This window comes from uncultured Thiocystis sp. (assembly GCF_903866365.1).
Lineage (GTDB): Bacteria > Pseudomonadota > Gammaproteobacteria > Chromatiales > Chromatiaceae > Chromatium.
The window spans coordinates 1-20,184 of record NZ_CAIPNF010000014.1; the positions used below are offsets into that span (position 1 = coordinate 1).

The 20,184-nt window shown below is 56.9% G+C and carries 16 protein-coding genes and 1 tRNA gene; 7 read left to right on the top strand and 10 right to left on the bottom strand.

Going from position 1 to position 20,184, the window contains the following annotated elements:
* The 7 genes from QZY07_RS00360 to sbmA all read right to left on the bottom strand — a co-directional run.
* Positions 1-887: hypothetical protein (locus QZY07_RS00360; RefSeq protein WP_295398864.1), on the bottom strand; the 887-nt coding region annotated here is incomplete at its 3' end.
* An 89-nt stretch (positions 888-976) separates the two neighbouring features.
* Positions 977-4,183, bottom strand: a complete 3,207-nt coding sequence (locus tag QZY07_RS00365) for a methyl-accepting chemotaxis protein (protein WP_295398866.1) — start codon at positions 4,181-4,183, stop codon at positions 977-979.
* Entirely contained in the window at positions 4,180-4,848 is a 669-nt protein-coding gene (locus QZY07_RS00370; RefSeq protein ID WP_295398868.1) for a hypothetical protein, read from the bottom strand. Before QZY07_RS00370 ends, QZY07_RS00365 begins: the two co-directional genes overlap by 4 nt.
* A 25-nt stretch (positions 4,849-4,873) precedes the next feature.
* Complete coding sequence (locus QZY07_RS00375) at positions 4,874-6,049, bottom strand: hypothetical protein (RefSeq protein ID WP_295398870.1); 1,176 nt, start codon at positions 6,047-6,049, stop codon at positions 4,874-4,876.
* Positions 6,050-6,298: 249 nt separating this feature from the next.
* A complete protein-coding gene (locus QZY07_RS00380) occupies positions 6,299-7,879 on the bottom strand; it encodes a hypothetical protein (RefSeq protein WP_295398872.1) in 1,581 nt (526 codons plus the stop codon).
* Positions 7,880-7,925: 46 nt separating this feature from the next.
* Positions 7,926-8,714: a hypothetical protein gene (locus tag QZY07_RS00385; RefSeq protein ID WP_295398873.1), complete on the bottom strand. Its 789-nt coding sequence runs from the start codon at positions 8,712-8,714 to the stop codon at positions 7,926-7,928.
* A gap of 150 nt (positions 8,715-8,864) precedes the next feature.
* Positions 8,865-10,166, bottom strand: coding sequence for a peptide antibiotic transporter SbmA (gene sbmA, locus QZY07_RS00390; RefSeq protein ID WP_295398875.1), 1,302 nt, complete (start codon positions 10,164-10,166; stop codon positions 8,865-8,867).
* 115 nt (positions 10,167-10,281) lie between these two features.
* Between sbmA and QZY07_RS00395 the strand changes: the two genes are divergently transcribed.
* The 4 genes from QZY07_RS00395 to QZY07_RS00410 all read left to right on the top strand — a co-directional run bounded on the left by QZY07_RS00395 (position 10,282) and on the right by QZY07_RS00410 (position 12,341).
* Complete coding sequence (locus QZY07_RS00395) at positions 10,282-11,286, top strand: helix-turn-helix transcriptional regulator (RefSeq protein ID WP_295398877.1); 1,005 nt, start codon at positions 10,282-10,284, stop codon at positions 11,284-11,286.
* 192 nt (positions 11,287-11,478) lie between these two features.
* Entirely contained in the window at positions 11,479-11,808 is a 330-nt protein-coding gene (locus QZY07_RS00400) for a hypothetical protein (protein WP_295398879.1), read from the top strand.
* Entirely contained in the window at positions 11,805-12,131 is a 327-nt protein-coding gene (locus QZY07_RS00405; protein ID WP_295398881.1) for a hypothetical protein, read from the top strand. Before QZY07_RS00400 ends, QZY07_RS00405 begins: the two co-directional genes overlap by 4 nt.
* Positions 12,132-12,146: 15 nt before the next feature.
* The gene (locus QZY07_RS00410; protein WP_295398883.1) at positions 12,147-12,341 is read left to right on the top strand and encodes a hypothetical protein; all 195 of its coding nucleotides are present in this window, start codon (positions 12,147-12,149) and stop codon (positions 12,339-12,341) included.
* Positions 12,342-12,419: 78 nt separating this feature from the next.
* On the opposite strand, the gene QZY07_RS00415 is transcribed toward QZY07_RS00410, so the two are convergent.
* The 3 genes from QZY07_RS00415 to QZY07_RS00425 form a co-directional block, all read right to left on the bottom strand.
* Entirely contained in the window at positions 12,420-13,712 is a 1,293-nt protein-coding gene (locus QZY07_RS00415; protein WP_295398885.1) for an ankyrin repeat domain-containing protein, read from the bottom strand.
* Between the two features lie 31 nt (positions 13,713-13,743).
* Positions 13,744-14,196 (bottom strand): MerR family transcriptional regulator, encoded by a 453-nt coding sequence (locus QZY07_RS00420; RefSeq protein ID WP_295398887.1) that lies wholly within the window; start codon positions 14,194-14,196, stop codon positions 13,744-13,746.
* Positions 14,197-14,727: 531 nt separating this feature from the next.
* Positions 14,728-14,809: transfer RNA gene (locus tag QZY07_RS00425), tRNA-Leu, on the bottom strand.
* A 180-nt stretch (positions 14,810-14,989) separates the two neighbouring features.
* Between QZY07_RS00425 and QZY07_RS00430 the strand changes: the two genes are divergently transcribed.
* The 3 genes from QZY07_RS00430 to QZY07_RS00440 all read left to right on the top strand — a co-directional run bounded on the left by QZY07_RS00430 (position 14,990) and on the right by QZY07_RS00440 (position 18,163).
* Positions 14,990-16,300 carry a site-specific integrase gene (locus QZY07_RS00430; protein ID WP_295398889.1) on the top strand — a complete coding sequence of 437 codons (1,311 nt, stop codon included), beginning with the start codon at positions 14,990-14,992 and terminating at the stop codon, positions 16,298-16,300.
* A gap of 546 nt (positions 16,301-16,846) precedes the next feature.
* A complete protein-coding gene (locus QZY07_RS00435) occupies positions 16,847-17,050 on the top strand; it encodes a hypothetical protein (RefSeq protein WP_295398891.1) in 204 nt (67 codons plus the stop codon).
* A gap of 270 nt (positions 17,051-17,320) precedes the next feature.
* Complete coding sequence (locus QZY07_RS00440) at positions 17,321-18,163, top strand: hypothetical protein (protein WP_295398893.1); 843 nt, start codon at positions 17,321-17,323, stop codon at positions 18,161-18,163.
* The last annotated feature ends 2,021 nt before the right edge of the window (positions 18,164-20,184 follow it).

Here is a 20,184-nt window from a genome sequence, read left to right on the forward strand (position 1 = left end):
ACTAATACCATATTTGCATTCCTACAAACAATTGTAATGAAGTACTTACCTCCCATGTCGTCAATACTATCTTGCGGTTCTATCCAAGCCTTGGCGACGGGAAATGGAAAAGAAAAAGTATGCACATCATGAGTTGTATTTCCTACAACGTAGGATCCTGAGTTTACGATCGTTAAACCATTGTCGGCCCGAACCGCGGAGTCCACTTCGATAAGTGGAAAAAACTGACCATCAGTTCGCCAGAGCGCAAAATGGTCACGACCTTGAGCATTGACGGATTGAGCACGCAGCCAATGGTTGTCGTCTCGCGCACGAAGCATCAAGGCACGCTCAGACATCTTCACTGGAATAGAACCATCCGCGAGACCGCGCTTAAGTTCATTGAGTTTATTTTCCAACGCAGTGATCTTGTCCTCTAAGTCTTTGCGAGTCGCGCCCTGGAGCATCCCCACATTATCCGCCTGAAGCGCATGATCCGCCTGAAGCGCATGATCCGCTTCCTTCGCACGTAATGCGCCCAAGGTTGGCGCATATTCGATGCGAGGTTGGAGAAAATACGACATCCCATCTCCTGTCTTGACTGTCACGCCAATATATTTCTTGTCCGTCCAATCGATAGTTTCAGGCATAGCCTTCTTGGTACCTAACAGCACCGCAAAGCGACCCTGAACTAGGTTGACGCCAGACTGTTCTTCAGTCCACAAAGGCTCTCCTCCGTCCGACGCCGCATAGACCGCGAATGTCAGGGTTTGGGGGCCTTCCAGTGGCGTTCCGTCTAGCCCCAGCAATTCACCCGTCAGTGGCAGGACTGAACCTGCTGCCATGGCGAAAGCTCCAACTAGCCACAGTGCCGCTCCTATTGCCAAGATTGCGATACGTTTCTTCATTCGAGGCTGAATCCGCTAGGTTGTCGTGGGATTGAGGTATGGCCACGTCTGCAACCAGATGGAAGACGTCGCCATTCTTCGTACTAGGGTTATTGCATGCAGACCGCCCCCAGCCCGGGCAGACACCTCGGCGGTCCACCCGTCCAATCGATGGTTAACCAGATGTCTTTGATCGCTGAGAAAGCGATGTGATCGACCTTAGCGGTCTCGATCTCCAAGATCCACCGATTGCAGAAGGGGCTCCACATCTTCCCGAGTAAACCATCCGGCGAGTCCGAATCTTGCCGGTTACCCGGGCGCGACGCCGAGGATGGAGCAACGGAATCATCGACATAGATATTGGTTTCGTAGAGAAAATATTGGTTGCGGTCGCTCATCACCAGCGATTTAGGATGATACCGGACATAATCGTCGAGGTTCTTGCTCACTGTCGGTGGACAATAGGCATCCTTTTTACAGGGGGTGGCTTGATAGTTAAAGATAAACCCTGATTGCGCGATGTACGCATGTGCCTTCAAAGAGCTGCCAAATATCCCAGTCATATTCTTACCAGTGGATTCCAACCGAACATTAATGTCCTTGACTCGGTAATTCCAATCGTGCAGATCTTCCCAGACATAAAAGGGTCGATCCGATCTTGATACCACTTGCGATTGCATATAGGTCTGAGGACCGAAGGCAAATTCGATTCGAATGCGATGCTTGCCTGTCTCGTCTGGATCTGATCTCAAATTTGGGTACTGCTTGAGCCAATCCTGAAAGCGCCTGATGTTGACTTCCCGAAGTGGCTCACTCAACTCGCCTGCTGATCGATCAAAATCGTACCATCCGAGAATATCCTGCCGCAGGCTGATCTCGAGTTTTTCAAGTTCTTGTTTATCTTTACTCTTGAAACGAAACCGACATTGATATCTTAATAAACGATCCCATTCGCCTAGCGCATCTCTGAAAGCTTGCGCGAGTGCTGGCGGTGTATCCTCGCGGACCTTTTTCTCACCATCCTTTTTCTCCTTCACTTCATCCTTTTTCTCCTTCACTTCAATCGCGCCTAGGTTAAAAACACTCTCGGGGGTTTGTGCGAATTCGTATTCCTCGCCAAGTGTGAGATCCTCCGGCGCACAGGAGACCGGGTTTGCAAAGGGTTCTTGCCAACGCAACTCCAGCATTTTTGCTAATTGATAGAGATTGCGGACGACGGCCTCCTGAGCACGCACGGCTCTGTCCTCGGCGACGGTTGTTTCCAGCGCGACGGTCGGGTCGTGATACCAAAGTGTTTTGCTATCTTGTCGAATGCGCTCGATGAGACTCAACTTCTCCGAGATATCCTCGGCGACGTTTTCCAGATCCTGCGAGGCGAGTATGACTTGTCGGGTCGCGCGCGCGATATTGTCCTCGGTCTTCTTCATCTCATCGAGCAACTCTTCCTTGTTGCGCTTTTCCTCGATCTGACGGATGCGCTCTCGTTCTTTGCGTTCTGCTTCATGCATACTGCCAGCTAATTCGGCCTTTTTAGGGGCACTTGGATCCCAATTCATGCTGGCAGTTACATAGCCAACCGAAATCGATGGAACCTTTGCCTGCTCCTTAAGCATGGCGTTGAGATCCTTAAGTCTTTCATTCGTCTCCTCGACGACCTTGAGAACCTGGATATCCGTTGCTTGGCGCCGTTCAATCAGGCGTTGCTGAAGATTCAAGTCAATCTTCAGTGCCGCTAGGGTGTCGGCCGCGTCATAGAGTGCACGAGCCCGATTCACAAGCTCGTTTGTGCCCGTTCGCGTCGCTTCGCAGGCCAGTTGTTGCTCAATCGTCTCGGCATGTAAGGCGCAAGCAATCACTTGGTTGGTTTCCGCAATATAGTTCTCGATACCGCTTTTCTCTAATCGATTCAAGTCATGGATGGCGATACCCGATAAGCGTCTCAAATCCTCTAATAAGCCTCTTTGAAAATTGGTGTCTTGGTAATTCTGCACCTGGGCGGCCTGTTCCTTCTGAAGTTCATCCTTCGCCTCTTTGTAGCGTCTTTCGGCCGCTTTGATGCTGCCAGCCCCCTCATTTGGGTCATCGATCTTGGCGAGTAGGCTGGCAATCGCCCCATCGGATGCCACGATTCCGGTGACGGGAAGTCCGGGTTTTTCCCCCGCACGAATGCGCTGGATGATCTCGCGATGATCCGCCGCTTGCTGGACCGTCACGGTAAGATTGGCCTGTTGAAATTGTTCTGAATTCGGCGCGCGTGCAGCCAATGCGAGCGTCGTCAGCCACGCGGTCTGATCCGCCGCATAGAGCGTTTGCACGGATTGGTCGAGCAGTCGGTGCTTATCGGTGTTATCCCGGTATTGAGCCGGTTCCTTAAAGCGATAGCTCGCTGCGCTCCATTCCCGCGCCGCCAGGACATTGGTGGCTTGGCCGTGCTTGGCTAACAATTGACCCGCTTGGTGTCCTTCGGTCAGAATGGGAAGAATCCGATGAATCGGTTGACCCTTCTCATCCTTCGTATCGATTTCATAGTGGGTGAATTGGGGAAAGCTTTCTTTCGTAAAGTCTCCTCCTGGCAACTGACTCAATACCTCACTCAGTGCTTTCCCGTCCGAGATCATCAGCCCCTCGACGATCCTATTCTTGGTCTCGGTCTTCCCTTCTACCGTGGTTTCTATTACTCGGACAGGGATATCTGGTCGCTGCGTCAAGACCGCTATCAGCGTTCGCATCCCTTCATCCAGGAAATTCTGGGCAAGACACAGGGGGCGCAGCGGGATCTCTGGGGCAGTCGGAGACAGATCCGGTCGGCAATCTGCGCGGGGATCTACAGCCTTGGCAACCCCGAGATCACCGCGCGCGGTTCCGGGATAAGCGATTCGCATGCCTTCCAGAAGGGTCTTGCCACCACTATAGAGCCAACCTTGCATTAGGAACCGGAGGGCGTCTCCAGCATCTTGCGTAGCCTGTACGCGATCAGGTGTAGGAGTCTCTGACGTTGAGGAATGGGTCAAGGCTTCCACGAGTCCCGCTCTCAACTGCTGAAGCCTTTCAGGGTTGGCCTTGCTGGTTATGCTCTTGCATTGCTGGGTCTCGTCGGGAAATCCGAGAAAACGGCAACGCAGATTCGTCAAGCTCGCATCGCTGTCGGGAAAGCCGCCCATGTATCGTTGGCCATGATCGATCTTTTGATGGATAGTCTTGACCGAATCCTCGGTCTCGGCTGGCGATTCCGCCGCATCGGCTGAGACCATGCCACCAAGCAGGCTCATCACGGCCAGCCCGAAGACATACCGAGCAGAGAGGCGCTGCACGCTCATTGCGCCTCCGGGGCGGCGAGCTGGGTGAGCGGAAGCGCGCCCGTCCAGAGTTGGGGGCCACCGCGTAGTAGATCCCGGGACAACCCACCCGCGAGAGAACCACCTAATACGATCTGAGGCGGATTCTTGCAGTTGGGATCGCAAAAGCGCTGCTGAACAAAGGTCGGCCGCAGCAATCGAGACTGATTCTCCGGGGTGCGCAGCGTGATCACCAGCGGTTCCCTCACACAGGCGCGCCATTCACCCGTTTGATCGGCCATCATCGCCCTGGGGCTGAGGACGAATTGTCCATCCTTGAAATCCTCTTGTTTCAGTTTGAGCGGATGCCACCTGCCGTTGTCTCCCCCCTTGATACGTTCGATGTCATGCTGACCGGGTGTTCCCCGAAGCTCCCAGGCCAAGTTGTATTGGTAACCGCGACGAGTAGTCGTCTCAAGCGTCAACTGAATGCAGGGTAAGTTAGGCTCGCAATAATCGCGACCTTCGTTCTCGTTTGGCGTTTCGAGCACAATACCTCGTGCATCGTTGACAACATCGATGTGACGCGGATAGACCCGCACCTCCGCATCACCCAACCAGTTGCAGAGCGGATCCTGCGCCTGCGCCATAGCGGCCAGGCCGATCCCCAAGAGAGCGGTGAGTGCGAGTATCAAACGTGCTTTCATGCCGATAGTCTCCTGAATCTGGGCCTTAGGGGGGAATAGGGCAAGCGCCCGCCTGCGGGCAAAGGGTCATCGAATAGGATGGCGTCGCTGGTTTCGCCAGGGTCGTATCGCCCGGTAAGACCACGCCTCGGCCATCGCCATAGCGATAGCCGCGCGGATCTTCCTTGCAATCGCTCGCATCGAGTCGATCGATCTTGGCATCCAGGTAACCGGGTTTCGTTGCCGTGAGCACGACCGGGATATGTGGCAGGAAGGGGATCCGAAAGGTGCCATTGCTCTCAACGGGGATGACTGGATCGTAAGTCCCAGAACCAAGACCCGCGGAAACCTGAATCCGCACGTTCTCGAACCGGTCGGCCGTGAAGGCGTCTCCACCACCCACGCGCACCTCACCGTCGAGCGAGAAGACCTCGGCGCCGTAGAGGAGTAAGGCCCAGTGTTTCAGCTCAACGGCCTGACCGGTCGCCTTCACCTCCAGGGTCCAGGATCCCCGTGTCGGATCGCGTGGTTGCTCGACGGCTCCGAGATCGCTGTTCCAGACGGGAAGCAATGCCTCGCCGTCCAATGATCCTTGCGGTTCGCAGACCATGAACGCGCTCAGTTGCTCGTTGATCTCGGGAGCAGGTTCCAGCAATTCGGTTGGCTGCCAGCGTGGCCCCCGGATACGGGGCGGCTCGAGCAGTTGGGCTCCCTTGAGGTTTGAATCACAGCTCAAGGAGTACTCTCCACCAAGCGGATCGCGCAGCGCGAACGTGCGATTCGCATCCAGGGCGGGCGCAATCAGGACGCGCACCCGATGCAGGAGCAAGGAACGATCAACCTGAAGGCTCTGTTCGACCGTCTTACCCTTTACGGGCAGTTGCCTGCTGCAATCGTTCAACTTCGCAAGGCAGGGATCGACAAAACGAAAGGGTCGCCGCTGGAAGGGCAAGGCGGTCTCGCGGGTGAGATCGAAGGTTCCTTCAAGAACGATTTCGTCCTTCGGGCTCTTGTCGCGGGGCAGCAAGCCGATCAAGGTCTCGCGATAGGTTCCCTTGGCGTGCAGGGTGCCGTTGTCAGAGGAAGGCTCTAAGTTGCCTTCAAGCGTCACGGCTCGACTGATGAAGCGGGTCGTCGGATTGGTGTAATCGGGCTGATCGGCGGTCCGACCGGCGAGTTTGGGATAAAAGCGATCGCCGACGTCGTTGGTCCAATACGTCAAGCAGGTTTCAGGATCACGCGCTACTGTCGATTCGGAACCGGGAAACTGATCGTACGGGTAGTTATTGACATCCCCTGGTGGCAGGACATAGTGCGCTCGGACGATGAAGCGTCCATCATAACTCGGCTGTATCGCGCCGATCAGCGCGGCGTCTCGTCAGGGTGAGCGCGTATAATTTTTTCTGAAATCAATAAAATCAAACAGTTAAGATGCGAGCTTCACAATACATATGAACTGTAACTTATTGATTTATAGGGGTACGCGCTCGCCCTGGGCGTCTCGTGGCCAGCTCGACAGCGTTTCCTGGCTATCGATCAGCCCGCGCACCTGGGTTAGATCCCCGCCGGGAACCTGAACGCGGAAGAGTTGCAGCACCAGATCGATGTCGGGCACTTTGTTCCGGTAGCCGTTGACCGTCTCGATGGTGGCCATGCCGTGCCATTCACCGTCCAGACCCGTGGACTCGATCTCGATTGGGAATCGGTAGTCGGACTCGGATGCATTGGCTGATAGATGCAATTCCGCAAGATAGCGGCCTTCAGGAAGATGGCGGCGGTCGAGTTGCAGTTGCAGGCGCTGGATGGCTCCGCCAACCGTGCCAGTCAGGCTGATTTGTCGAGCCGCTGTCGTCGTCTGTGAGTCAGAGCTTGATGGCTCGGTGACCGTCGGGCGACTCAGGGAGAGCAACTTGAGGTCATCTATAGTGCGTTGCGTCAGGAGGATCCCGGAGTCCGCGAGGCGCTTGGTGTCGGACACTGGCTGGATCTCGGCGTGCCAAGTCAGCGCACCTCCAGAATGCTGCGCGTCAGCCGAGTTGAGGAATAGGTCGAGGGTATTCTGCTCCGGTCCAAATTTCAGGACTTGGGTTTTGTCCTCTGTTGAATGCTGCGATGACAGTTGGTAGTGCAGTTGGGGTACTAGCTCTACGGCTTGCTTCATTCCCACCCAGTACCCGATACCCGGCACGAAATCTTGAAAGGCACCGGCCGCTTCGCAATCGGGTTTCGAAGTGCGCCATGACGTTTGATCAGCCGCCTCTTTTGATGATTCGTCCGCTTTGCCTGCGCGATACGGACCGAGCGGATCATAGGCAACCCAACTGGCGTTTCTAGGATCCCAACGCACGATTCCTGCAACCTTCTCCAGCGTCTGCGAGCCGAAGTAATCGGCGATCGGGATCGCCTGCTGCGTCCCGGTCAGTACCAGCGGTGTCCAACCGACCGGCAGTTTGATCGAAGAGGCGGACGCAGGCTCGGCGCCTTCGAGCGCAACACAACGGCCACCAAGCGGCAGTTGATCGGCATAGATCCAGTAGGCTTGGCCGATCTCGATCTGCTGCAAGTCGTCAATCGGCCAGTCCTTCGGCAACGCAGGAAGCTGGCTCGCCCGACAGTCAGTGTCCGCGCGCTCTTGCAAACAGGGTCGCGGCAATGGTATGGGGCTACACGTCGTGCTCAGGGTCGGCAGTCCTACAGCACCGACTTGAGTCCCCTCCGCCGTCCAGTGTCGATCGCCATTGGCTGTAAGGATGGCGCGGAGCGACCCGGTCTTGCCATGACTGTCACGGAGCTGATCCAGCAGCCTTTGCGGTGAGTGATCGCCCTCGGGTAAGGCGCTGAAACTGACAAAATTCCAGCCGTTCTGCAACGGAATCTTTCCGGTACAGTCTTTGTCCTGTTCAGTGGCTCCAATCGCGGCGGCCCATAGGCAACAGCCCAGCCAACACCATGGTTTCCATCCCATCATGAAGGTTGCTCCTTTCAAATCGACCGGCTCTGTCTGCTGGGTCGGGTGACCAAAGATGCCTCTTGCGTGTGTCGTCATCGGCAAGTCTGCTCTTTTTCTCTCACACAACATCAATTCAGTAAAAATGAGCCTAAAATGACTCATCGCGGTTAGCAGAACGACAGTCTTCGAAAGTCGAAATCAACTCCAGAATCCATACATGGATTCCATGACCATAGAATGCTTTGACAATCTCCTCGACTAGCACCAGGCGGTGACAGCCATCCGTTCGCAGTTCTTCAATCCAAGAGCGCTCTGTATAGGGAATATCGCTACAAAACTGCCGCGGATCGGCATAGTGCGGAATGTAAGGATCCACGCAGTAGAAGATCGGCAGCCGACTCCGCGCGAGATCGAACACCACGGACACCATCGCCAGCGGGATGCGGTCACCCGTGTTCAGATACTCCGCATAGCGTTGAGCGTATTCGCCAAACCCCATCTGCTCGTTGGCCATGAACTCGCTCAACAACTCCCTGGGAGGACAGAAGCCGTCTTCTCGGGCATAGGCGACACGCCCGGCGTAGCGGTCCGGCAATAGCCCGACGGCCTCCGTCAACAGCTTGCCCGGCCTCCAGTAGTCGGACCCGGTTCGCATGGTGTCCCAAAAAACCGCCCCTTTCATCCCGGACAGATCGATGGCCATCTCCAGCGACGTCGCGAGCTTGGGCTTGGCGTTCTGGGTCGACCTCCATTGGGCGCGTCCAAACTCCTGATCCCATTGCTCCGCAAGGTGCGGGGGGACGTGTTGTTTGAGGGTGCCCAGGAGTTTGCAGCCCAGGTGCCCGATGCAGACCCGCCCGGCATCGATCTCGGCCGAGGTTTGGCCCCAGCGGGCGTGGATGCGGTCATTCCTGACCTCAACGCGGATCATCTCCATGCGTTCTCCATCAAGGGGCGGCGTGGGTTCGGGTTCATCCAGCAAGCGCCGTGCGTCATCCTGTAGCCGGCCTCGCGGGGAGGAGGCCGGGGCCGTTGTGCAATAGGGCGGAAGTATACAAAGGCGCGTCGAGAAAGACCATCGTTTGAGTCAGGGGATTGCCCCGTCACCCTTCAACGGGATCTCGGGAGGGGGACTCGGCCAGATGAGCCTGTCCGGATGCGCGGGCGCGGAGAGCGCCGCGCGTTCGGGGTCGGGTTGCTCGCTTGCGGCAAACGCCATCTCGAACGCCTTGAGCCGTTTGTGGATCGATTGGAGTTCGACGATCGTCGTCCAGGAGTTGACCAGGTACTGAAAGGATGACGAGACCTGACCGAAGGCGGTGAGGATCTGCTGCAGGAGGCCGAAGGTCACCTTCCCGGCCACGATGGTCGGCACCAGGATCAAATAGACGAAGATGTTGTCCGCCTGCAAGTAAGTGTAACGGGCGATGTTGAAGTAGAAGTAGTGGAAATACAGCCGAAAATAGTTCTTGCGGACCTCGTTGAAGAGCATCCTGAGGGTCGGTGGCCGAGCGCGATTCGGGTTGTCCTCGCCATGGACCAGTTCCTTGCGATAGGCGGCCTCCACACGCTGATTGCGGAAGTAGAGTCCGGGCAGTTTGATCCCCGCCACCGCGAGCAGCCCGGTGCCGAGGATCGACCAGACCAGGGCGGCGGTGAAGAGCGGCGCGGGGATGGTTCCGACCAGCGGCAGTTCGGTGACATAGGCGGAGAGCGCGAAGAGCACCGGCAGAAAGGCGAACAGCGTCATCACCGAGTCCACGATCTTGACGCCGAGCGTCTCGACGATATCGGCAAACCGCATGGTGTCCTCCTGGATGCGCTGGGCGGCACCCTCGATGGACCGCACCGTGTCCCAGCGGGCGACATAGTAGGTGTTCATCGCGGTACGCCAGCGGAAGACATAGTGACTGACGAAGAAGTGGGTGACGACAGAGACCAGGATGGCGACGAAGGCGATCCCGGCGAAGTCGAGCAGGAGCGCAAAGAGCGCGCCGGAGGTCACGCCGGAATCGCCGGACAGGGCGTTCTGCACCGCGTCGAAGAAGGGTCGACGCCACTCGTTGATGGCCACCGAGACCTGCACCGAGAAGTAGGTGGAGAAGAGAATCAGCGCCGAGCCGGGGATCGACCACCCGCGCCAGGGGTGCGGATCGATCCGGAACCAGACGACTGTGAACAGGGCGGTGGCCAGCGCGTAATAGAGATAGAAACCCAGGAACTCCGGCGTGACAAAGAAGCCCAGCCCGATGATGGGAGCCGCGTCCTCGGCGGGCGCGGGAGCGCCGAACGCCGCGCCGAGGCGGTACCAGACAAGGACGCACAGCGCGGCCCAGGCGAGCGCGGAGAGGAAAAGCCGCCGAGGTTGGGGGAAAAACGAGGCAAACATGCGTTGGTTCCAGAGAGTGATCGGGCCTGGACAGGCTAGCCCCGACGCCGCTCGCGTCCCACCCGTTCGCTACGCTTAGTGGCTAGTTGTTGCCAGGATCGGGGGTGTCGTATGCTTGCCCCGAATCGCGACCGAGGTGCTGGAGATCATGGAGACTAGTGAAGCAAGTTGGTTGGACGTCCTCTTCGAGCAGAGTCAGGAGCATCGCCGGGGCCTGTGCGCGTCGACCGAAGCCTTCTTTCCGATCTGGCTAAAACGCCTGCGTCGGGAGCAGAGTTTTACTCAGCAAGCGCTGGCCGACGCGCTGGACGTGGCTTACTCCACGGTGCAGTTGTGGGAGCGGCGGCATCAGCCGGGGGATTCCAGGGGGTGGCCGAATCCGCATCATCTGAACCAGTTGCGCGCGCTGTCCCGGCGCATGACGCTGGAGCGCGATCTGGGCGACCTGTTCCAGGATCAGCGGTACGCGATCTATCGCACCCCTCTCGTCGAACTGATCAGGGCCGCCCTGGAAGCTGGACTGGATACGCAAGCGGAGGCTGCCGCAGCTTACCTGGCGGACACAAGGGAATCAGTCGACATGGGGCATTCATTCGCCGGGGCTTACCAGGCCCATTTCTCGGCCATTGTTTTCGCAGTGACGAGAGGCCAAGCCTCCGCCGCCGCCCATCGCTACTGCCGCTTGGCCGAGACGCGGTTCGTGGAAGCGGCGGCGCGGGTCGATGGACGTGTGCTCGAACAGCATCGGCCGCTCCTCAGGGCAATCCAGAACGAGGAGCTTGGGTGCCGCTGTGAGCGATTGTATGCGATGGGATCGCCGGAGCGCATCCAAGGGGCGCGGGAGATCATCGATCGGTTGCTCGGTCTGTATAAAGTCGATGGCAAGCAGAATACCATTTATCTCCAGAACGCCTTCGAGACCGCGTGTGCGCATCTTGGACGGGATGACATGGAACACTCTGGGGTGATGCTGCTCGAAGCGATCGGAACGGATCGCTTCACCCGTTTTTTTAATTCACTCAAGGAGATTTCCAATCGCCGTGGTTTACTCAAAACCATTCTCGATCACTCGGTTGTCAAGACACATCAGGAGATCCAACATGCGCATGTTCTGTCTTAAGTTAATCCGGTCACGCACGGCGGTGTTCTGCCTGCTGCTGTTGCTCACGTCGCAGGTGTTCGCATGGGGTCACATCGCCAGTCCGGTCTAGCAGTGCGGCGTTTCGGCAGCACGGTTGCCGTCACCTCGGCAGGGGCTTGACGCAGTGACGCGGGCTGCGGAGACCTTGGGATCACACGAACGGAGAGGATCATGGCCCGCAGCCGTCTCCATACCCCGGTGTTTAGCCACACGACGTGTCGTAGCGAGCGTCGGGAGAAGGCGTTATGGCATCGTCGCTGGCGGGCACGCGAACGTCGTGTCCTGGCGACCGCCACGCCTGAAGGTTTCGCTGAGCATTTGACTTGCCTCATGCGCGAGTCGAGTGATCCCTGGAACATGGCCAAGGATGGACGTTCCTATTGGCCTTTGTCCGAGCAAATCGAGCGGGCGGAGTGCCTGGCGAATCAGGATGAACGACTCGATCCGCGTGAACGCTCTTCTCGCAAAAAAGCCTTGCTGGCCAAATGGATGGCAAAATGATCGAGTCACCCAAATTCCCCCCGCTCCTGACGCTGTTGATCCTGTCGTTCTTTTTGACCGATCCCCGGCATACGGACACGGACACCGGCACCCGCCTGGATCCGTCTCGGACCGACCCTTGCGATCTGCTGCCGCCCCACGAGCTGGAAACCCTGCTCGGCGGACCGGTCGGTCTGCCGGTGAGAAGTCTTCTGGTGCCGCTGGGTACTCAACTCTGTGCGTATGAGACGGTCGGCGGCGATCCGGTGGCCTTCGTTCAGGTCTCGCTCACCCAACCCGATGACGTGCCTCGACCAGGGCCGAGTCCAGCGGACATCTTCTAGAACACCCGAGAGGCCATGGCGACACGCACGGAGATCGACCGGCTGGGAGACGCCGCCTTCATCGCCACCGGCGGGCTTTACATTCTCGTCGGAGACGATTTCGTCCAAATCGCGGCGGGCAACATCGATCGGCCCGAGATCCGCCAGCGCCTCCTGCGGGCCGGGGAGATCGTTCTGGACAACCGGCCCGACGCGATGACGGGGCGCTGAGTCAGGACGCGACGCCGCGTTGAAATCGGCGGGTTAGCTTTGGAATCCGGACCCAGCGTCATGAATCCGCATGGTTGCTCATTGATCGAGTTTTCTGTCGGGAATGCCAGAGTCCGTCAAAAAGCGCATGATCGTCGTCTGCTGAAAATCCTCCGCGACCTCTTTCGGTGTCTTCCCTCGATGGTTGCGCACCTGCGTGTCAGCCCCGTTGCGGACCAGTCGCTCGACCAGTTCCGCGTAGCCCAGCCAGGCGGCCCAGTGCAGGGGCGTATCGCCTCGATAGTCCGCCAGGTTCAGGTCGGCGCCGAGGTCGATCAGGCACTGGGTCAGCTCGGGTTCGCGATGGTAGACCGCGAGTTTCAAGGGGGAACTCAGGTTCTCCCCACGGTGATTGACATCCTGCCCGCCTTCGCGCACCAGCCAGGTCACAAAGCGGGCGCGCTCTGGCGTCCCGACCTGTATGGACAAAGCAACCTGAAGCCAGCCATCCTTGCCGGATCGCTCCGGCGGGGCCAAACGTCCTCCCCTGATCAAGGTGATGACTTGGGGAGACTCGCAAATTCCGCGCTGTTCCGAGTTAGAAAGGCCACACGCCTCCAAGACGACTTCAGAGGGCATCCGCGCACTCAAGTGGCGATACCATGCCTCGTTCGCGCGACCCAACTGGTAGAGGGTTGTGGCATCCATCACCGCGCCCATTTGCAATGCCTGGTCCAGCAGGCCAAAACTCCAGGCCTGATCCCGGCTCGAAGGCTGAATCAACTGAACCAGCAGATGGTTGAACGGGTTGCGGGTCACCCCCGGCACCTCATCGACACACCAAGCTTGATCCCGGATTGGATTCTCGATCAACCGACCCAGCAGAATGTCGAGCGGGCTGCCGGTCTCGCTCGGAATAACCCTCCTGGAAACCCTGTCGGGATAGCGGAACGGCAGGTCGAGATGCTGCAACTGACGCAGAATCGCTTGCTTGTCCGCGACGCTTGCCGCAAAGACGGACCCCGGATCCCTGCCGAAAACGTTACCGGGGAAGGAGCCTGTGGCGATCCGGATACCCAGTCGAGCGAGATCTTGAACGGAAAGAGCCTGGACATCGTGACAGACGCGATGCAGATCGAAGGGCGGCAGATCGCGTCGGACTTCGAATTGCAGCAGATAATAGAGCAAGGGCATGACGACGCGATAGGCCGTGATACGTGTAAAGTAGTCTGGCTCCGACGGATCGGAGCGATAGAACAACGCAACCTCGGGTGATGGAAAGCGTTCGACCTGGACTCGCAGCGCGTCAAGGTCGGCCTGTGCCAATGCCTCACCGATGGAGACGAGTTGCTCGGGCCAGACGATGACGTAAGCGTGTTTGATGAGCGTCATGGTGTGATTGGGCTCCTGTCCACTGCGGCTGTTATGGTTTCGCGTCGGTGTCGGCGGGTGGCTTGGCGATCGTTAAGGCGAAGGCATCCATCACGCCCCGCGCGAAGACGCGCACCTGCTCGGGCGTCAGACCGGCTCGCCCCGGATCGATCACCACCTCCACGCCTTCCGCGACCGTCAGATGACTGCGGACGCTGACCGACCCGAGCGCCGGAGGGCGTGGCGGCACCGGTGGCGGTTCGCCCTGGAGCAGCGAGCGGATTCGATCCAGGGAGACCCCCGCCGCCGTCCAGCGTTTGATTTGCCGCAGTTGCTCCAGTTGGACGGCGCCATAGCGGGCCGCGCGCGTCTCCCCCTTGGGCCGGTCCACCAGGCCGAGTTGGATGTAGTACCTTACCGTGCGAGCAGACAGCTCAGCGAGAACGCAGAGCTGGGCAAGGGGGTAGCTGGGTTCGGGGAAGGCGGTATTGGTCACGGATGGCATTAGTACCATAGAACTGGCACAAAACAAGTGGCGTAATAGTCGCCCTCGTTGGACGCCGGGGAATGGGCGTCTGTTCGCGCCGGACGCCTGTCCACAAGATGCGTCTGGGTGTGTTCCAGACAGCTTCATCAGCGTGCGAGTCTGATCGCTTGGAATGCGGGAGGGAGCCATGACGGGGCGAAACCCTGGGATCAAACGCAGCGGAGGTTATGCTGGCTCGCCGTCGTATCCGTTCCCAAATTTTTGGCCACACAAGCGTGAGTTCGGGGAGAACCGGAACAAGCTCCGGGGAATCGCGCGTGACAGCCGTGCGACGAGCGCCCTGAGTCTGGCCGGCTGGCGGATCCTGATCGTCTGGGAATGCACGCTGCGGGAAAGGACAGACAGGAATCGATGACGGATCGGTTGTCCAGACGTCGGTCGGATATCCATGCGGAAGTCGCACGCGACTACAGACGCGACTACAAAATGATTTTTCCGGCAGAAACGCAAAACGGTTAGCTGATTTCCCAGCTAACCGCTTGTTTTTATTGGTCGGGGCGAGAGGATTTGAACCTCCGACCACCTGAACCCCATTCAGCGAAAACAGGGTATCAGAGCCTATCACACCCTAACATTATCAGCATGGTCGGCTGCTCTAAACTGCCTGATCCATTGACTTTTATCGCGTATGTTATAGGCTGTTAGTCACTTTGGGTAACAGCCTATAACGCACCTGTTTGTTACCCTGGCTGTTACCCGGAGAACCGGGGTAAACCCCGCCTCAGCCCACCTGACAGGCTATGGAGCCACCATGCCGACCACGCGACTCACCGATGCCGCTGTCCAGCGCCTTAAGCCCCCCACGGGCGTTGACCGCATCGAACATTGGGATACGACTACCCCAGGATTGGGTATCCGGATATCGGCCTCTGGTGCCCGCTCATGGGTCATGATTCTCCGCACCCTACAGGCCGGAACGTGGAAGCAGCAGCGCATTACCCTGGGCAAATACCCCACCGTCAGTCTGGCCGAGGCACGCCAGTTGGCGACGGCAGCACGGACACGCGCCGAGCGCGGTGAAAACCCGGCGGCCGTGCGCCAAGAGCAACGCGCCGAGCTGGAAAAAGAAAGCCGCAACAGCTTTGCGGTGGTCCGCGATGAATTCTTCGTGAAATATCGGGGACGGCAAAACCGCCAACCGGCGCCGCGCACCCTGCAAGAAATCAAACGCGTTTTGAATTCAGATCTCTTTGCCAATTGGCAACATCGACCAGTGGCTAAGATCACCCGCCGCGACGTCCTGGACGTCTTGGATACGCTCGTCGCGCGGGGTGCCGAAGTGATGGCGAATCGCACCCTCGCGTATCTCTCCATGTTTTTCGGCTGGGCCATGGATCGCGACATGATTCAAGAGAATCCGACCGACAAAATTAAAAAGCCCGGTGCCGAGAAATCGCGGGAACGCGTGTTGAGTCTGGACGAGCTGCGCGCCGTTTGGCAAGGCATCGCCCCCACGCAATCCAATAAAGGCGATTTATTCGCGACCATCGTCAAAATTCTCTTGCTGACCGGGCAGCGCCGGGATGAGGTGGCCGGCATGCGGTGGCCAGAACTTAATTTAGACGCCGGGCAGTGGACGTTGCCCGCGCACCGCACAAAGAATAAGCGCGAGCATTTCGTGCCTTTATCGGAACCCGTACTGGCCCTGCTGAAAGAACGCCACGCGGAACAAAAGGCAACCAATATCACCAGCGATTTCGTCTTTACCAGCGGTGGCCCGCGTCCGTTTTCGGGATGGAGTCGGAGTAAAAAACGTCTCGATGGACGCATCAACATTTCCGCCTGGACGCTGCATGATCTTCGCCGAACGCTGGCGACGCGCATGGCGGAGGATTTGGCGATCCCGCCGCACATTATCGAAACCATGATTAATCATGTCTCTGGCGTGCGCTCCGGTGTCGCGGGCACGTACAACCGCGCACTCTATTTAGACGAGCGTGACAAGGCGTTTACCCAGTGGGCCGACTACGTGCTTCGCGTGGTGGGTGAAACGCAGCAGAAGCCCGGAGCGGATCCGGGCGCAAGGCCCGACGGGAAGACGCCGCGAGACCCGCTGTGGTAACCGTCCCGATATAACCGCGATGCCGTCTCCAGCCGCGTTGAGTCGGCAACCCGCGTCGCAGAGGTTTCGGCACTGAACCAAGGCCACCCGCTCCAACCCTGCGAGCAGGTGGGGAGCGAGCCTCGCCGACACCGCGTGGCAACCAGCGACAGGCGCGCGACGGGCATCGCCTGAATCGCTGCACGGGCCACCCGTCAATCGACCGCCTCGACGCCCTCCCCCGCGCCGAGGTTTTTTTCTGCCTGACAAAACGCCCCATTTAATTCCCTGAACATTAAAAAAGAATAAATGAAATGTGGCAGGCGCGAGCTGCCTGGGTCGCCAGCGTCCGCGCGCTTGCACGGAATTACTACGGCTTCGCGGCAACCGCCGCCCCTCCGAAAAATGTTTAGCGCAATCAATCGACCGCTCAGCAGAACCCGGTCAAGACGGGATGAATCGTGAGAACGCGCCGAAGCCACCCAATGGGCGAGCGGAATCGGCGCCGAGTCGCGATTCGGAACCGCACGTTTTTGATCGAATAACGGACTGCTTGAGGATTTTGCGATGACCGACCCGACCGCGTTGCCTTGCGATCGATTTATTACTCAAAACGAAGCGAAAAACCTCGCTGGCGGAATTAGTGATATGACGCTCTGGCGTTGGAGAAAAGCGGGAATTATCCCGCTACCCATGACCATCCGCGGGCGGAATTATTGGAAACGCCGGGATTTTATGAATGCGCTCACCGGTTCAGGCCAGCCTAAATAGCCGCGCCATGCGAAACCGTCGACCCGAGACGGCGATCAGCGCGCCGTCTCACGCGGCAGCCGGGTGTCGGCTGCCACTGTTTCCGCGCAAAAAACTGGAAAACAAATCGGGACGAACACAATAACCCGCGCCACGCTCTGCTGAAGCGAGTTAGCGCGAACGAGAACGCGATTATTGGTGTTCTTGTTATCCAAGAAAGGTTAAACACGAGCGACAATTTAATGCTCACACGGCGAGTGAGCCGCATCACGCTCAATTGGGTATCGACTTATGCACGCGAGAGAGCTAAAAAAGCAGATCGAATTACTCGTCCTTGGCCGGGAGATATACTACGACGAGATCCAAATTTGGCTGGATACCGATCGCCCGCTTTTTGAGGGCGCCGTCCAACGCCAAATTGAAGAAACCAACGGGAAAATCGACGCGATCATTAAGCCGATGAGCCAATATAACAGTGTGATGCGACAACAGATCACGCTGTACCAGCCGACCCTTGCGCATTTAAAACTCGTTCAAAAAGTACTAGACGACTTTGCCTGCAATTATTTTATCAGTCGCGTGGAGATCGCCTGTGATTGGATTGTCGCCTCAGAGGAGCAAGCGTGGGAATTACAGCGCCTCGTCGCGGATGGGTATCGGCACTCTTCGCGCCATGGCTACGCGTTTAGCAATGTCAAAGGAACCTATTATTTTTCCGACCGGAAAACACATAAAATTGTCCCGGTTCTCTATTGTCGTATGCAGCCAAAAACGACTCAAAATGACCAACGACCCCGCACCCACTTTGAGTACCGATTGATCGGCAAGAAAGTCTGCCAAAATAAAAACCTGTGTGTACTCCAACATTTAATCGACTATGACCTCTGCGCATTTTTGACCAAGCACATGACCTTTCACCCGAAACCAACCAAGACACAGGTCGGCAAAGTTTTGCTGGAGAAAGACAATAAGCCAGACAGGCATCGGGATACGTACATCCAGAAATGCGATACTTTTTTAACCTCTCAGCTCGGTCCAAACTATCCGTACAAGGACGTACCGCTACAACAGTTGTTAAATTTTATCCCCGAATTAACGACGGTGCTCAACCAGGGCGAGCGCGTACCCCTATAAATCAATAAGTTACAGTTCATATGTATTGTGAAGCTCGCATCTTAACTGTTTGATTTTATTGATTTCAGAAAAAATTATACGCGCTCACCCTGGGTGCTCAACAAGAAAAAGGGCGTTTATCATCAAACCATGATAAAGTCCTTGTTTGCGGTTCCAGCAGCGAAACGCTAGGCAGAGCCCTATAGATTATATAGGTTCAAACATGAGCCCCCCCGCCGACCTCGAAAAACCGCGCCGATCGATCTAACCAGGCATTCTTTGCGTCTTTCCTCATTTTCTAGGCGTCTGTCCGCGTCGGTGGGCGCCATCTCCACCAGACACTTTGTCGGATTTCGACCGCTGTCGATCATGAGCGCGCCCCCTTCGCTCGTCGACGAGACGAGCCTGCTCTTTGATTGTTCTGAGCGATGCTTGAGCGTTCACGAACCAGACCTGATCGGTCCTCAGCGTCGAGCGGTTAACCACCGATGCTGAAACTATCGGGTCTGGTTTTCTGCGTCGACGGGGACCGATACAGTTTAAGCTTGCGAATAACTCGCGACTCTTTCAGGGTCGTTGACAACCCGTAAGCCGTGTCGTGCTCCAAACCTGGGATATCACGCGCAGCGGCAAAACTCCATCTCGATTCTTGAAAAAGCCGATGACAATTTCGTGCCTGGTTTCGAGTCTGAAACAACAAAGCGTTTTTCTGGCTAACTGTTAAAGACGGGTTCTGAGGGTCAAATGTTTCCGTTCGATGATTTGAGGACTGATTTTACCGATCCCCTGCTTTTCAGAGAGGAGATGACGCTCGTAGGCGCCCAGTTGTCTGTATAGAAATAAGTAATTCCGAATGGCTTAAGAAGGATCTTTTATTTTAAACAAACCGCATCGCCTCTCTCTCCAAAAACATCGGCGAGAATTTTTCCTGTCTTGTGATCGATCGCATGCCATCACCCATGTTGGTTTCTTGCTTTTGACGTCGCTCCACATGTCCTCTCGCTCGGCATTACCCTCTTCAATTGTTGAATTTTAACGATCATATTATTTATATCTAAGCGTTCTAAGATGGCTTAATAAATTGATTGGAGGTAAGTTTCTTTTTTTAATTGTGTTGATGGCGGTTGATTCACAAATATTCAGCGCGCAGCGGTCTCTCGGCTCCCACTTCCATTGAGAGCGATCTCATGACTTTGTTTCTTCGCCGTGGGGAGAGATCCTGGAACATCGTCAGCGAAAAGAAACGTGCTCGCACCACAAACAGCCGTGCGTCGCAAAGCGGGTTTCGTGGGCAATCGCTACCCGATGGAATACTTGTGATAAATAATGCGGATCGTCGTTGATCGATGGTCAGCGAGCCGCTACTTTCAACCTCTCGCTGTCCTTTTCGCTTTTAAACCGCACAAAGAAATAATCAGCGCTGGGTTAATTTCGTCGCGGACCTTGACGAAGCGACGTGTCATCATGACGGGGCCTCTCGACCCTGGAGCGAATCGAGAGAATTGGAGTTCGTGGCGCAGGCGACTTGGTGCGACCGACTCATATTCCGAAGGCCGGCGGATTGAGCGGAGAGGGTCCGGGGCCTCGCGGGCGGGCTTTGCTTCTTTGTGAAAATTCCCAATTTCGTGCGGCAGCGCATCGCACAGCAAACCCCGCCGAGCGGTGCGTGGGCTTTTTCTGTAAAGCCCTACGCGGCGGACAGCCAACCGGGAGAAAGCTCAAACGTGTCCTGGGGCGCGAGCGGGGATACATGCGAGGTGGGATAAACGCCGACGACTGCGGACGCACTGTAAGTGGGCTTGTTCGGCGGGCGTAATTAACGCGCAGTCGACGACTGGCAACAAGGTTTTAAATTTTCCTTGTCCGTAGAGATGACACGGCTGGTACGGTCGACCGAGCAAGTAAGTACTTCAACAGAATTAACTGTAGAAAGCCACTAATTATTAACTTGGCTATAAAAAATACAAACCGCTATCGATTAAATTAACTCTAATAATAAACTTAATTATAATCGACGCCAACAAACTATTGCATGGCTTTTG